Source organism: Streptomyces physcomitrii (assembly GCF_012273655.1).
GTDB classification, from domain to species: Bacteria; Actinomycetota; Actinomycetes; order Streptomycetales; family Streptomycetaceae; genus Streptomyces; species Streptomyces physcomitrii.
Genome location: NZ_JAAWWP010000013.1, coordinates 93,443 through 106,775, shown reverse-complemented (window position 1 = coordinate 106,775; position 13,333 = coordinate 93,443). Strand labels below are relative to the sequence as shown.

General features: G+C 74.2%; 13 protein-coding genes. 9 read left to right on the top strand and 4 right to left on the bottom strand.

Going from position 1 to position 13,333, the window contains the following annotated elements; translation table 11 throughout:
• Positions 1-63: 63 nt before the first annotated feature.
• Positions 64-843: a DeoR/GlpR family DNA-binding transcription regulator gene (locus HFV08_RS21055; protein WP_168541334.1), complete on the bottom strand. Its 780-nt coding sequence runs from the start codon at positions 841-843 to the stop codon at positions 64-66.
• Between the two features lie 147 nt (positions 844-990).
• On the opposite strand from HFV08_RS21055, the gene HFV08_RS21050 reads away from it, so the two are divergent.
• From HFV08_RS21050 to HFV08_RS21015, 8 genes are all read left to right on the top strand, one after another.
• Positions 991-1,875: an SIS domain-containing protein gene (locus HFV08_RS21050; protein ID WP_168541332.1), complete on the top strand. Its 885-nt coding sequence runs from the start codon at positions 991-993 to the stop codon at positions 1,873-1,875.
• Between the two features lie 28 nt (positions 1,876-1,903).
• Positions 1,904-2,761, top strand: coding sequence for a class II fructose-bisphosphate aldolase (locus HFV08_RS21045; RefSeq protein ID WP_168541330.1), 858 nt, complete (start codon positions 1,904-1,906; stop codon positions 2,759-2,761).
• A 71-nt stretch (positions 2,762-2,832) separates the two neighbouring features.
• Complete coding sequence (locus tag HFV08_RS21040; protein ID WP_168541328.1) at positions 2,833-3,495, top strand: alpha-ketoglutarate-dependent dioxygenase AlkB family protein; 663 nt, start codon at positions 2,833-2,835, stop codon at positions 3,493-3,495.
• A 38-nt stretch (positions 3,496-3,533) separates the two neighbouring features.
• Positions 3,534-4,775 carry an ROK family protein gene (locus HFV08_RS21035; RefSeq protein WP_168541326.1) on the top strand — a complete coding sequence of 414 codons (1,242 nt, stop codon included), beginning with the start codon at positions 3,534-3,536 and terminating at the stop codon, positions 4,773-4,775.
• 369 nt (positions 4,776-5,144) lie between these two features.
• On the top strand, positions 5,145-5,576 hold the full coding sequence (locus HFV08_RS21030) for an SSI family serine proteinase inhibitor (protein WP_168541324.1): 432 nt from the start codon (positions 5,145-5,147) through the stop codon (positions 5,574-5,576).
• A gap of 443 nt (positions 5,577-6,019) precedes the next feature.
• Positions 6,020-6,295: an SHOCT domain-containing protein gene (locus tag HFV08_RS21025; protein ID WP_168541322.1), complete on the top strand. Its 276-nt coding sequence runs from the start codon at positions 6,020-6,022 to the stop codon at positions 6,293-6,295.
• A complete protein-coding gene (locus HFV08_RS21020; protein ID WP_168541320.1) occupies positions 6,292-7,068 on the top strand; it encodes an ABC transporter ATP-binding protein in 777 nt (258 codons plus the stop codon). Before HFV08_RS21025 ends, HFV08_RS21020 begins: the two co-directional genes overlap by 4 nt.
• On the top strand, positions 7,065-9,635 hold the full coding sequence (locus HFV08_RS21015) for an ABC transporter permease (protein WP_168541318.1): 2,571 nt from the start codon (positions 7,065-7,067) through the stop codon (positions 9,633-9,635). The genes HFV08_RS21020 and HFV08_RS21015 overlap by 4 nt, the downstream gene beginning before the upstream one ends.
• 75 nt (positions 9,636-9,710) lie before the next feature.
• Here the strand turns inward: HFV08_RS21015 and HFV08_RS21010 are convergent, their stop codons facing one another.
• Positions 9,711-10,226 (bottom strand): ATP-binding protein, encoded by a 516-nt coding sequence (locus HFV08_RS21010; RefSeq protein ID WP_168541316.1) that lies wholly within the window; start codon positions 10,224-10,226, stop codon positions 9,711-9,713.
• A gap of 196 nt (positions 10,227-10,422) precedes the next feature.
• Positions 10,423-10,743: a hypothetical protein gene (locus tag HFV08_RS21005; RefSeq protein WP_168541314.1), complete on the bottom strand. Its 321-nt coding sequence runs from the start codon at positions 10,741-10,743 to the stop codon at positions 10,423-10,425.
• Positions 10,744-10,975: 232 nt separating this feature from the next.
• Between HFV08_RS21005 and HFV08_RS21000 the strand changes: the two genes are divergently transcribed.
• Positions 10,976-12,175 (top strand): PLP-dependent cysteine synthase family protein, encoded by a 1,200-nt coding sequence (locus HFV08_RS21000; RefSeq protein ID WP_168541312.1) that lies wholly within the window; start codon positions 10,976-10,978, stop codon positions 12,173-12,175.
• Between the two features lie 112 nt (positions 12,176-12,287).
• On the opposite strand, the gene HFV08_RS20995 is transcribed toward HFV08_RS21000, so the two are convergent.
• The gene (locus HFV08_RS20995) at positions 12,288-13,133 is read right to left on the bottom strand and encodes a DeoR/GlpR family DNA-binding transcription regulator (RefSeq protein WP_168541310.1); all 846 of its coding nucleotides are present in this window, start codon (positions 13,131-13,133) and stop codon (positions 12,288-12,290) included.
• Positions 13,134-13,333: the final 200 nt, after the last annotated feature.

The window sequence follows — 13,333 nt, the reverse complement described above, 5'->3', positions numbered from 1 at the left end:
CCGCAGCGGATGCCCCCGGACCGGCCGGAGTCCGCGGGTGCGGCACCGGTGCCCGCGCGCGGCTCAGACCCGGACGACCCGGATGCCCGCCTCCTCGAAGCGGCCGGTGATCTCCTCGCCCGCGGCGGTGTCGGTGACCAGGGTGTCCACCCGGTCCGCCGCGCAGATCCGGGCGAAGGCGCGCTTGCCGAGTTTGCTGGAGTCGGCGGCGACCACCACCCGGTCCGCGCGCTCGCACAGCAGGCGGTTGATCGCCGCCTCGGCCTCGTCGTCGGCGGCGGCGCCGTGCTCCGGGTCGAAGGCGACCACGCCGAGCACCGCGACGTCCATGGTGATCTGGCCCAGCACCCCGTCGGCCAGCGGACCGATCAGCTCGTAGGACTGGGCGCGGGCGACGCCGCCGGTCACCACGATCTTGAACTGGGGCCGCACCGCCAGCTCGTTGGCGATGTTGAGGGCGTTGGTGACGATGGTCAGCGCGGGGGAGCCGGTGCCGAGATCGGGGCGTACCGCGAGGCAGCGGGCGACCTCGGTGCTGGTGGTGCCGCCGGTGAGGCCGACCGCCTGGCCCGGGGTGACCAGCTCGGCGACGGCCTTGGCGATGCGCTGCTTCTCGGAGGCGTTGCGGGCCGTCTTGTAGCGCAGCGGCAGCTCGTAGGAGACGCCGTGGACCACCGCGCCGCCCCGGGTGCGTACCAGCATCTGCTGCTCGGCGAGCTGGTCGAAGTCGCGCCGGATGGTCGCCGCGGAGACGTCGAGTTCGCCCGCCGCCTCCTCGACGTCGAGCCGCCCGCGCTCCACGAGGAGTTCGAGGAGGGACTTCCACCGGGCATCGCGCGACATCGCGGCTCCGTTCCGTCGTGGCCCCGGAGGCTCCTTCCGGGGTAGTGATCGGGAAGAGCCTATCCACCTTGCGCAGCAATGCTTCCTTTTGCTTGAAACCAAGCTATATTTTGCAGAAACACGCATCGATTCGAGTGGGGAACCTAGATGAGTCACGTGCAGACCGAGCTGGCCAGCCAGCCCGAGACCTGGACCCGTGCCGCTCAGCTCGCCGCCGGGAACAGCACCGCGCTCCCGGCCGCCGGCGAGCGGGTGGCGATCGTGGGCTGCGGCACCTCCTGGTTCATGGGCCAGGCCTACGCCGCTCTGCGCGAGCAGTCCGGCCAGGGCGAGACGGACGCCTTCGCCGCCTCCGAGTTCCCGGTCGGCCGCCCCTACGACCGGGTGATCGCCCTCACCCGGTCCGGCACCACCACCGAGGTCCTGGAACTGCTCGGGCACCTGCGCGGCCGGGTCCGCACCTGCGCGATCACCGCGGACCCGCGGACTCCGGTGATGGAGGCGGCCGACGACCTCGTGGTGCTGGACTTCGCCGACGAGCGCTCCGTCGTGCAGACCCGCTTCGCGACCACCGCGCTCACCCTGCTCCGCGCCCACCTCGGCCTGCACTCCGAGGAGGCGGTCGCCGACGCCCGTACCGCGCTCGCCGAGCCGCTGCCCGAAGGACTCGTCGCCTGCTCGCAGTTCACCTTCCTCGGCCGCGGCTGGACCGTGGGCCTCGCCAACGAGGCGGCCCTGAAGATGCGCGAGGCCTCGCTCTCCTGGACCGAGGCCTACCCGGCCATGGAGTACCGCCACGGCCCGATCAGCGTCACCACCTCCGGCACCGCCACCTGGATGTTCGGCCAGGCCCCCGAGGGTCTCGCCGAGCAGGTCCGCGGCACCGGCGCCCAGTGGGTCGGCGGCACCCTCGACCCGCTCGCCGAACTGGTGCGCGCCCAGCGGCTCGCGGTCGCCGTGGCCGACGCCCGCGGCCTCGACCCGGACAGCCCGCGCCATCTGACGCGGTCGGTCATCCTGCCCTCCGCCTGAGCCCAGGCACCATCCGAAAGGAGGGGCCGTGCCCCTCGCACAGACCGGCCGGCTGGTCGCCGAGGCCGCCGCGGCAGGCACCGCCGTCGCCGCCTTCAACGTCATCACCCTCGAACACGTCGAGGCGGTCGTCGCGGGCGCCGAGCACGCGGGTGCCCCCGTCATCCTCCAGATCAGCGAGAACGCCGTCCGCTACCGCTACGGACGGCTGCTCCCGCTCGCCACGGCCGCCACCGCCACCGCCGAGGCGGCGGCCGTGCCCGTCGCTCTGCACCTGGACCATGTGCAGAGCGACGAACTCCTGCGGCAGGCCGCCGACGCCGGATTCAGCTCGGTGATGTACGACGCCGCCCGCCTGCCCTACGCGGAGAACCTCGCCGCCACCCGGGCCGCCGCGCACTGGGGCCACGGCAACGGCCTGTGGATCGAGGCCGAACTGGGCGAGGTCGGCGGCAAGGACGGCCAGCCGCCGCTCGACGCGCACGCCCCCGGCGCCCGCACCCTGCCCGCCGAGGCCGAGGCCTTCGTCGCCGAGTCCGGGGTGGACTCCCTCGCCGTCGCCATCGGCAGCTCGCACGCGATGACCAGCCGCACCGCGAGCCTCGACCACGCCCTGCTCGGCGAGCTGGCGGCCGCCCTCGAGGTGCCGCTCGTGCTGCACGGCTCCTCCGGAGTGCCCGACGCGGAGCTGGCCGCCGCCGTCACCGGCGGCATCGCGAAGGTCAATGTCGGCACCGCCCTCAACATCGCGATGACCAACGCGATCCGCGCCTATCTGGCCGCCCACCCGGAGGCCGTGGACTCGCGCAAGTACCTCAGCGTCGGCCGCGAGGCGATGGCGCGCACCGTCAGCGAGCTGATCACGGTGCTGCGGCCCGCCGCCTGAGTCACCGCCCGGGGCCGGAGGGCGGCCGGCCCGCCCGGCCCTCCGGCCCCGCCGGTGCCATCATGGGGAGGATGAACGGCGAGCTGTTCCCCCGCGGCCGGGCCGAGATCGTCCCCGGCGCGGTGCACGTCCCCGACTGGCTCGGCACCGGGCGCCAGCACGAACTCCTGGACGCCTGCCGCGGCTGGGCCCGCCCGCCCGCCGGACTGCGCACCGTGCACGTCCCCGGCGGCGGCACCATGAGCGCCCGGCAGGTCTGCCTCGGCCGCCACTGGGTGCCCTACCGCTACACCGGGACCGCGGTCGACGGCGACGGCGCCCCCGTCAAGCCCTTCCCCGGCTGGCTGGGCGAGCTGGCGCACAGCGCGCTGGCCGCGGCCTACGGCGAGGCCGCCGAACCGGATCCGTACGACGTCGCCCTGATCAACTTCTACGCCGAGGGCACCCGGATGGGCATGCACCGTGACGCCGAGGAGGAGTCCGGGGCGCCCGTGGTCTCGCTCAGCCTCGGCGACTCCTGCGTCTTCCGCTTCGGCAACCCGGAGAACCGCGGTCGGCCCTACCAGGACGTCGAGCTGCGCAGCGGCGACCTCTTCGTCTTCGGCGGCCCCGCCCGGCTCGCCTACCACGGGGTGCCCCGGGTCAAGGCGCACAGCGGGCCGCCCGGGCTCGGCCTCACCGGGCGGCTCAACATCACCCTGCGCGTGAGCGGACTGCCCGCCCCGGCGCACTGATCACCGGGCGGCGCACCGGCCATGCGAGACTCGCCCCCATGAACGGCAAGGCGACGGACGGGGAACTCGGCGCGAAGCAGTCCCGGCACCGTCTGGAGCGGGGCCGCGGCGCCCTCGGACCCGCGCTCGCGCTCGTCCACACCGGGCAGGCGCCCACCCGCTCGGTGCTCACCTCCCGGCTCGGCGTGACCCGGGCGACCGCCGGGGCCGTCGCCGCCGAGCTGGAGAGCCTCGGCCTTATCCGCGTCGACCCCCGCCCGGCCGCCGCCTCGGGCACCCAGGGCCGCCCCTCGCACCGCCTGGAGATCGCCGAGGAGGGTCCCGTCGTCCTCGCGGGGCAGGTGCACGCCGACGGCTACCGCGCGGCCCTGGTCGGACTCGGCGGCCGGATCGTCGCCACCGCGCCCGGCTGCGTCACGGTCGGCGCGGACCCCTCGTACGTACTGGGCACGCTGGTGGCCGAGGGGGTGCGGCTCCTCGCGGAGAGCGGGCGGCGCTGTGCGGGCGTGGGGCTCGCGGTGCCCTCGGCGGTGGCCGAGCCCGGGGGAGAGGCGCTCAACCCGCTGCATCTGGAGTGGCCCGCCGGTGCGCCGGTACGGCGGCTCTTCACCGAGGCGGTGCGTCAACACGGCCTCGGCGTACCGGTGTTCACCGCCAACGACATCAACCTCGCGGCCCTGGCCGAGCACCGGCACGGCGCGGGCCGGGAGGCGGGCAATCTGCTCTGCGTGGCCACCGGGCACCGCGGGGTCGGCGGCGCCCTGGTGGTCGGCGGACGGCTGCACCTGGGCAGCGCCGGGCTCGCCCTGGAGGTCGGCCACATCACCGTGGAGCCGCAGGGGCGGCCCTGCCACTGCGGGCGGTACGGCTGCCTGGACGTGGAGACCGACCCGCTCGCCTTCCTGCGGGCCGCGGGGCGCGAACCCGCCCCGGGCCGCTCGCCCCTCGCGGAGGCCACCCGGCTGCTCGCCGAGGAGGCCGGGGAGCCCGCGGTGCGCGCCGCCACCGAGGCGCTGACCGACCGCCTCGGGCGGGGACTCGCCGCCCTGGTGAACATCCTCAACCCGGACCGCATCATCCTCGGCGGCCTGCACCGCTCGCTCCTGGAGGCCGCGGGCCCCCGGCTGCGCGCCGCCGTCGCGCGGGACAGCCTGTGGGGCCTGAGCGGGAGTGTGCCCGTGCGGGCCTGCTCGCTCGCCCACAACAGCCTGGTCGGGGCGGCCGAGTTGGCCTGGCAGCCGGTCCTGGAGGACCCGCTCTCGGTACTCGTGCCCGCCTGAGCCCGGGACGCCCGGACAGCTCCGCCGCGGCCCGGCGCCGTGCCTCCGAGCCGGGTCCGGGAGACCGGCCGCAGGGGAGAAACCCTTTCTCTCCGGTGGTTTCCGGTCATTCCCCGAACAGCGGGTATCGCGCCACATACCCCGCACCGGGACCGGTCGACCTGGCCCGCAGCGGCCCCATACACCCTCATCACCTCACTTCGCGCCACTGATTCAACACAGAACGTCACCTCATTCCTATGGGGTCCAGGTGTATTCGCGGCTTTGAACCGGCAGACTCACCGTCGTGGAACCGGCACAGTACGTACCGGTTCGGCACATACCCGGCACCTCATCACCGGATCAGCACCCCCGGAAGGACGCACACACATGCACCGGACCGCGCGCCTCGCAGCGACGATCTCGCTGGCGGCAGCAGCCCTCGCCCTCCCCCTCGCCCAGGCCTCCGCCGCACCCCAGGCGGGCCCGGCGGGCCTGTACGCCCCCTCGGAGCTCGTCCTCACCCTCGCGCACGGCACCTCCGCCGCCGACGCCGCGCCCGCCCGCGCGGTGACCCTGAGCTGCGGCCCCACCGCCCGCGGCAGCCACCCGGACCCGGCCGCCGCCTGCGCCGAACTCGCCGCGGCGCAGGGCGACTTCGACGCCCTCGCGGGCTCCGGGCAGGCCGTCTGCGACCGCCGGTACGCCCCCGTGGTGATCACCGTCTCCGGCGTCTGGCAGGGCAAGCGGACCGCCTACGAACGCACCTTCTCCAACGAGTGCGTCAAGAACTCTCAGGGGCGGACCGTCTTCGCCTTCTGAGGGGCCGTTCCCCGGGCGGCGCCTGACGGACGTCCGTCGCTGCCGGGCCCCTCGCACCCGCTCATACCGGTCCGGTGCCGCCGTGTGCGGACAACCGGGCGGCACCGGACCGTGTGGCGTGGGGACGCTCCGGCGAGAGCCGGGTCTGTGCGGGGCGGGAGGGCCCGGACAGGGTGGGTACGGACGGCCGGGGCGCACAGGGCCGTACGGAACGGCAGCAGGGGAACCGGCGGGCGGGCGACCGCCCGCCGGTCGCCGTTTGCCCCGGCCCCGGGCACCCCCGGGAAGCAGCCGCGCCCGCCCCGGCTACTCCCGCCGGGGTACGCGCACTGCCGCTGCCGGTACGACGACCCGGGGCACCCCCCGGGGCCACTCTCGGAACATCACCCCATCCACCGGCTCACCGGGCGACCGGCGAACCGCAGACAAGGAGATGAGCCGAGATGCTGACCCTGGCGTACGACGGGGGGCCCGGTCCCTGGATCCTGTTCTTCCCGCTGATCTGGGCCACCGTGATCGTGGGAGCCGTGCTCGTCCTGCGCCGCACCGTCTGGCGCGGCCGCCGCGGACCCTGGCACCCCGCCTGCGAGGACAACTCCCCGCTCGCGGTGCTCGGCAGGCGCTTCGCCGCGGGCGAGATCGACGAGCAGGAGTACGGGCGCCGGCTCACCGTCCTCGACGAGCGCTTCGGCCGCGGCGGCAAGAAGGGCGCGGCATGACCACCGGGACCGCCGTCCGCACCGCGGCCCGCGTCGTGGACGCCGTGAAGGTCTACGGCAGCGGGGACACCGAGGTACGGGCCCTGGACGGGGTCGGCGTCGACTTCCCGGCCGGGCGCTTCACCGCGATCATGGGCCCCTCGGGCTCCGGCAAGTCCACCCTGCTGCACTGCGCGGCCGGTCTGGACAGCCTCAGCTCCGGTGCCGCCTTCATCGGCGGCACCGAACTGGGCACCCTCGACGACCGGCGGCTGACCCTGCTGCGCCGCGACCGAATCGGCTTCGTCTTCCAGGCCTTCAACCTGGTGCCCACGCTGACCGTCGCGGAGAACATCACCCTGCCCATGGACCTCGCGGGCACCCGCGCCGACCGCGAGGCCGCCGAGTGGATCGCCACCCTGGTCGACATCGTCGGCCTGCGCGACCGGCTGCACCACCGGCCCGCCGAACTCTCCGGCGGCCAGCAGCAACGCGTCGCCGTGGCACGGGCGTTCGCGAGCCGCCCCGAGGTCGTCTTCGCCGACGAGCCCACCGGGAACCTCGACTCCCGCTCCGGCGAGGAGGTCCTCGGACTGCTCGGCCGGGCGGTACGCGAACGGGGGCGCACCGTCGTCATGGTCACCCACGACCCGGTGGCCGCCGCCCACGCCGACGAGGTCGTCTTCCTCGCCGACGGGCGGCTCGTCGACCGGATGCCCGCGCCGAGCGCGGAGCGCGTGCTCGACCGGCTGAAGGCCTTCGACGCGCGGGCCTCGAAGGAGGTGTCCTCATGAGTGCCGCCGGCGCCTCGGCGCGGCTCAGCCTCGCCTCGCTGCGGGCCCACAAGCGCCGCTTCGCGGGCACCTTCCTCGCCGTCCTGCTCGGGGTCTCCTTCCTGGCCGGCACCCTGGTCATGGGGGACACCCTGCGGGCCGGTTTCGACACCATGTTCGGCGACGCCACCCGCGGCACCGACGCCGTCGTACGCAGCGCCGACACCGTCACCACGCCCGGCGAGAGCCAGGGCGTGCGCAGCCCCGTGCCGACCTCGCTCGCCGCCCGGATCGAGCGGGTGCCCGAGGTCGCCGCGGCGGTGGCGCGCATCGAGGGCGCCGGACAGCTCGTCGGGAAGAACGGCGAGCCCGTCGGCGGCCAGGGACCGCCCACCCTGGCCGGGAACTGGATCACCGACCCCGTGCTCAATCCGTACCGACTCGCCGAGGGGCGCGCCCCGTCGAGGACGGGTGAGGTCGTCGTCAACCGGGGAGCCGCGCAGCGGGGCGGCCTCCGCATCGGCGACACCACCACGCTGCGCACCCCCGACCCGGTGAAGGTGCGCCTGGTGGGCCTCGCCCGCTTCGGCGGCGAGGACGGCATGGCCCAGGTGACCTACACCGGGATGACCGTGGGCGACGCGCAGAAGTACCTGACGCCGCGGCCCGGCGAGGCCGCGAGCATCCAGGTGCGGGCCGGGCCCGGCACCGGTCAGCGGGAACTGGTCGAGGCGCTGACTCCCGTACTGCCCAAGGGGGTCGAGGCGATCACCGGTCAGGAGTCCGCCGAGGAGAACACCGAGATGATCTCCGGGCAGTTCCTGACGCTCTTCACCACCTTCCTGCTGGTCTTCTCCGGCGTCGCCCTGCTCGTCGCCACCTTCTCCATCCACAACACCTTCGCCATCGTCGTCGCCCAGCGCTCCCGCGAGAACGCGCTGCTGCGGGCGCTCGGTGCCTCCCGGCGGCAGGTCACCGCCGCCACCCTGACCGAGGCGGGCGCCGTCGCGGTGGCCGCCTCGCTCACCGGTCTGCTCGGCGGCATCGGCATCGCGGCCGGACTCCAGGCGCTCTTCCCGGCCATCGGATTCCCTTTCCCGGAGGGGGAGTTGGTGATCAGCGGAGTCTCCCTGTGGCTGCCGGTCGCGGTCGGCGTCCTCGTCTGCCTGGCCTCCGCGGCGCTGCCCGCCCTGCGGGCCGGGCGCACCGCGCCGCTCGCCGCGCTGCGGGAGACGGCCGTGGACACCTCCGGCGCCTCCCGGGCCCGCGCCCGCACCGGCGCCGCCCTCGGCCTCGCCGCGGTGGCCGCCACGCTCACCGGAGTGCTCCTCACCCCCTCGCTGTGGCTGGCGGGCCTCGGCGCGGTCCTCGCGCTCGCCGCCTTCGTGGTCCTCGGGCCGGTGGCCGCCACCACCGCGGTACGGGTCCTCGGCGCGCCCCTGGACCGGCTGCGCGGGCTCACCGGACGGCTCGCCCGGCGCAACGCGCTGCGCAGCCCGAAGCGGACCGCGGCCACCGCGGGCGCGCTCATGATCGGGGTCGCGGTGGTCTCGCTCTTCACCGTCTTCGGCGCCTCGCTGAAGGCGACCATGAACCAGAGCGTGGACCGCTCCTTCGCCGGTGACGTCGCCGTCAGCACCCCCTCCTTCGGCGCGGGCGGCAGCGGACTCAGCCCCCGCCTCGCCCCCGCCCTCGCCGAGCGGCCCGAGGTCGCCACGGCGGTCGGCCTCGGCCGCGGGGTGGCCGAGGTGGACGGCCGGGGCCGCGCCCTGACCGTCACCGACCCGGCGGCCCTGGCGCGCACCTTCCACCTGGGCACGGTCCGCGGCGACCTGAGCGCCCTCGGCACCCGCGGCATCGCCCTCGCCGCCCCCGAGGCCGAGAAGGCGGGACTGGAACCCGGCTCCCGTACCCGGCTCACCTTCACCGACGGCAGCCGGGAGACCTTCACCGTCCGCGCCGTCTACGACCGCTCCGAACTGGTCGGCGACTACGTCCTCACCCGCGAGGCCTGGGCCCCGCACCGGGCGCAGGACGCGGACACCCTGGTCGCCGTCACCTTCGCGGAGGGGGTGGACCAGGAGGCCGGCAGCGCGGCGGTCGAGGAGGTCGCGGCGCGCTACGGCAACCCCGAGGTGCAGACCCGCGGCGAGTACGCCGAGTCCGCCGCGGGCGGCATCGACATGATGCTCACCCTGGTCTACGCGCTGCTCGCCCTCGCCGTACTGATCGCGCTGCTCGGCATCGCCAACACGCTGACCCTGGCGATCCACGAGCGCGGCCGGGAGCTGGGGCTGCTGCGGGCCGTCGGGCAGACCAGGGCCCAGCTGCGGGCCATGGTCCGCTGGGAGTCGGTCCTGGTCGCGGCCTTCGGCACGGCGGGCGGGCTCGGGCTCGGCGGTTTCCTCGGCTGGGTCCTGGTGGCGGCCTCGGACGGGGCGAGCGAGAGCGCCTTCGCCTTCGCCCTGCCGCCCGGCCGGCTGCTCGTGGTGGCGCTGGTCGGGCTCGCGGCCGGGGCCCTCGCGGGGCTCCGCCCGGCCCGGCGGGCGGCCCGCCTGAACGTCCTCGGGGCCATCGCCGCCGAGTGACGAAGGCGGCACGGCGGGCCCGGTGGACATCCGTCCACCGGGCCCGCCGCGTTCCTGCGGTCCCTCACCGCCCGGTCAACTGACAACGGCCGACCGGGCGGGAGCGTGCGGGGCCATGGCCACGGGTTCCAGCTCCGCGAACGGCCCGGTCGTCGCCGCCCCGGGAACCTGCCAGGTGGCGAAGAGCGGCACCCGAGGCGGTGTGGGCAGGGTGAACCACACCGTCTTTCCCCTGTCGCCCAGGGGTTGCACTCCCCAGCTCTCGCTGACCGCGGCGATCAGCGCGAGGCCCCGGCCCCCGGTGGCTCCGGGTTCCGCCTCGTGCACCAGGGGCAGGTGCGGATCTCGGTCGTGGACGGATACCGTCAGCCGGTCGAGCTCCAGCTCGATGCGGACGGTGCATGTCTTGTCGGTCCGTACGTGTCGATGCACATTGGTGAGCAACTCGGTGACTCCGAGTGCCACTCGGTCGATGAGCGGATCGAGACGCCAGTAGCGCAGTTGCGCCGAAAAGATTCTGCGGACCTGGCTGATTCGCGACGGCAGGGCCTGGAGCTCCACCGCGCAGTGCCTGCTCGGCTTGCTGATCACGGCTGCGACTCCCCGAATTGAGTCCGGAAGAGGATGGGTTCAGCAAGTGGGCCGCCGTCACACGGCCCGCCTGCTGCGAGACCGGCACGCTGGTCCGCAGCGTGATCGCCGGTAAACCCTCAGTGACGTGAGACAAGCCTGACCCAGCAGGTGTGAACTCGCAACTCGCGAACGGAAGACAGCCGCTCCGACCTGCTCAGGAGCGGCCCCCGCGGGCCTTGCGGACGGCCTCCAGGAAGCGGCGCGCGGTCCTCGGCGCACGGTCGGGGACTTCCTGGCCGTCGCCCAGAGTGAGCGAGTACCGGGTGCCGTTGACCTCGGCGGTGGCCCGGTCCTCGGCCCCGAACCAGGACTTGCCGGCGCGTACCGCCTGCACCGGCGCGCTGTCGATCTCCCGCCCCGCGCTGGTGAGCAACTCCAGCCTGCCGTCGGCGATCCGCACCTGGCCGGCCCGGGTCAGCGACCTGAGCCCCTTGCCGATGCGCACACCTCTGGCCGTGAACTCCTCGTCCTTCATGGTGGTTCCCGCCCTTCGTGGCCGAACTGCCGTTACCTGCCGGCGCGCGTGGGGGTTCCGCCGGAGTGCACCCCGTTGCGTGCAGTGTGCTCCTCGGCGGACCCGAGCGCCAGTCCCTCCCCACGGGCTGGCGTCCTCGCTCGGCAGAGATCTACCCCGGCCTGCCCCAGCCAAGTCTTTCACTCTCCCAAAGGGATGTTTATGCAGGTGGGAGCCGGGAGCCGAGCTGCTTATGATCGGCAGCAGCCGTCCGGTGGCGGGCGGCCCGAGCCCGAGGAGCACCGTGGTGCGCAGTGCAGCACAGGACCGTCCAGGCCCCGCCCTGCCGACGCTCGACGCCGACCGCAGCGACGCCGCGTACCGCGACTGGCTGAAAGAGGCGGTGCGCAAGGTCCAGGCCGACGCGAACCGGTCCGCCGACACCCATCTGCTGCTCTTTCCGCTGCCCGAGCACTGGGGCATCGACCTCTACCTCAAGGACGAGTCCACCCACCCCACCGGCAGCCTCAAGCACCGGCTCGCCCGCTCGCTGTTCCTGTACGGGCTGTGCAACGGCTGGATCCGCCCCGACCGCCCGGTCATCGAGGCCTCCAGCGGCTCCACCGCCGTCTCCGAGGCCTACTTCGCCGGTCTCATCGGGGTGCCCTTCATCGCGGTGATGCCCCGTACGACCAGCGCGGAGAAGTGCCGCCTGATCGAATTCCACGGCGGGCAGTGCCACTTCGTCGACGACTCGCGCACGATGTACGAGGAGTCGGCCGCCCTCGCGGCGCGTACCGGGGGCCACTACATGGACCAGTTCACCTACGCCGAGCGCGCCACCGACTGGCGCGGCAACAACAACATCGCCGAGTCGATCTACCGGCAGCTGGAGCGGGAACGCTACCCGGAGCCCGCCTGGATCGTCGCCACCGCCGGTACGGGCGGCACCTCCGCGACCCTCGCGCGCTACGTCCACTACATGCAGTACGACACCCGTATCTGCGTCGCCGACCCGGAGAACTCCTGCTTCTTCGAGGGCTGGACCACCGACAGCGCGGAGGCGGTCTGCGAGAGCGGCTCGCGGATCGAGGGCATCGGGCGGCCCCGGATGGAGCCGAGCTTCGTGCCCGGGGCCATCGACCGGATGATGAAGGTCCCCGACGCCGCCGCGATCGCCACCGTGCGCGCCCTGGAGGCCGCCCTCGGGCGCAAGGCGGGCGGCTCCACCGGCACCGGCCTGTGGGGCGCCCTGAAGATCGTCGCCGAGATGGTCGGCCAGGGCCGCACCGGCAGCGTGGTCACCCTGCTCTGCGACCCGGGGGAGCGCTACCTCGACAAGTACTACTCCGACGACTGGCTCACCGCCCAGGCCCTGGACATCCGCCCCTACGCCGCGGCGCTCGACACCTTCCTCGCCACGGGCAGTTGGCCCGAGGAGACCGCCATCTGACCGCGCGGCCCGCGAGCCCGAGTCCGGGGGGCGGGCGGTAACTCCGTACGTCCTGAGGGGAGTTGTGCGGCGCAGCCTCAACGCCCGGGCGGCTCGGGCCGGTTGGCCTCGCTCAGTCGTCCTCGGCCGCCGCGGCGGCTTCGGCGGGCTCGGGCTCGCCCGCCACCACGAGGCGCAGCTGCTCGGAGACCTCGGCGCGTGTCGCGGCGGGCAGCCCGGCGTCCGTCACCAGGGTGTCCACCTCGTCGAGCTTGGCGAAGGAACTCAGGCCCACGGTGCCCCACTTGGTGTGGTCGGCGACCACCACCACCCGCCGGGCCGACTGCACCAGGCGGCGGTTGGTCTCCGCCTCGGCGAGGTTCGGGGTGGACAGGCCCGCCTCGGCCGATATGCCGTGCACGCCGAGGAAGAGCACATCGAAGTGGAGCGAGCCGATGGCCTGGTCCGCCACCGGCCCCACCAGGGAGTCGGAGGGGGTGCGCACCCCGCCGGTCAGCACCACGGTCGCCGAGTCCGCGCGCAGCCCCGAGACCTGCTGCGCGCTGTGGAAGACATCGGCCACCCGTACCGAGTTGGTGACCACCGTCAGGTCCGCCACGTCCAGGAGATGGTGCGCGAGCGCGTAGGTCGTCGTACCGCCGGAGAGCGCGATCGCGGTGCCCGGGGCGACGAAGGCGGCCGCGGCGCGGGCGATGTCCTCCTTGGCGCTCAGCTCCAGGCCCGACTTGGCCTCGAAGCCCGGCTCATGGGTGCTCGCCTCGAAGACCGGCACCGCGCCGCCGTGCACCTTCTCCACCATGCCCTGGCGGGCGAGGGCGTCCAGGTCGCGGCGGACCGTCATGTCGGAGACCCCGAGCCTGCGGGTGAGTTCGTTGACCCGCGCGCCGCCGCGCCTGCGCACCTCGTCGAGGATGAGCGCCCGTCGCTGTTCGGCGAGGAGGTTCTGGTTCTCGCTCACGAGGCTGCGCTTCCCTTCGTCCTTCGCGGCATCCGGCGGCTCACCGGCGGCAGGCGGCCCCGCCCACCGGGCCCACCAGCAGGGACACATCCTCGCACGGGGCCGCGGCGCCCGTCCCCGGGGCGGCTCCCGGCCGCCGCCGGCCGGACACAAGATCGGGGAGATTCCGTGACGAGGGGTGCACAAGGAGTGCCGGAGCG

Excerpts from the sequence above, each read along its gene's own strand:
- HFV08_RS21040 (WP_168541328.1), top strand. The coding sequence starts at position 2,833 with ATGAACGGCGAGCTGTTCCCCCGCGGCCGGGCCGAGATCGTCCCCGGC.
- HFV08_RS21020 (WP_168541320.1), top strand. The coding sequence starts at position 6,292 with ATGACCACCGGGACCGCCGTCCGCACCGCGGCCCGCGTCGTGGACGCC.
- HFV08_RS21025 (WP_168541322.1), top strand. The coding sequence starts at position 6,020 with ATGCTGACCCTGGCGTACGACGGGGGGCCCGGTCCCTGGATCCTGTTC.
- HFV08_RS21015 (WP_168541318.1), top strand. The coding sequence starts at position 7,065 with ATGAGTGCCGCCGGCGCCTCGGCGCGGCTCAGCCTCGCCTCGCTGCGG.
- HFV08_RS21000 (WP_168541312.1), top strand. The coding sequence starts at position 10,976 with ATGATCGGCAGCAGCCGTCCGGTGGCGGGCGGCCCGAGCCCGAGGAGC.
- HFV08_RS21050 (WP_168541332.1), top strand. The coding sequence starts at position 991 with ATGAGTCACGTGCAGACCGAGCTGGCCAGCCAGCCCGAGACCTGGACC.
- HFV08_RS21055 (WP_168541334.1), bottom strand. The coding sequence starts at position 843 with ATGTCGCGCGATGCCCGGTGGAAGTCCCTCCTCGAACTCCTCGTGGAG.
- HFV08_RS21035 (WP_168541326.1), top strand. The coding sequence starts at position 3,534 with ATGAACGGCAAGGCGACGGACGGGGAACTCGGCGCGAAGCAGTCCCGG.
- HFV08_RS21005 (WP_168541314.1), bottom strand. The coding sequence starts at position 10,743 with ATGAAGGACGAGGAGTTCACGGCCAGAGGTGTGCGCATCGGCAAGGGG.
- HFV08_RS21030 (WP_168541324.1), top strand. The coding sequence starts at position 5,145 with ATGCACCGGACCGCGCGCCTCGCAGCGACGATCTCGCTGGCGGCAGCA.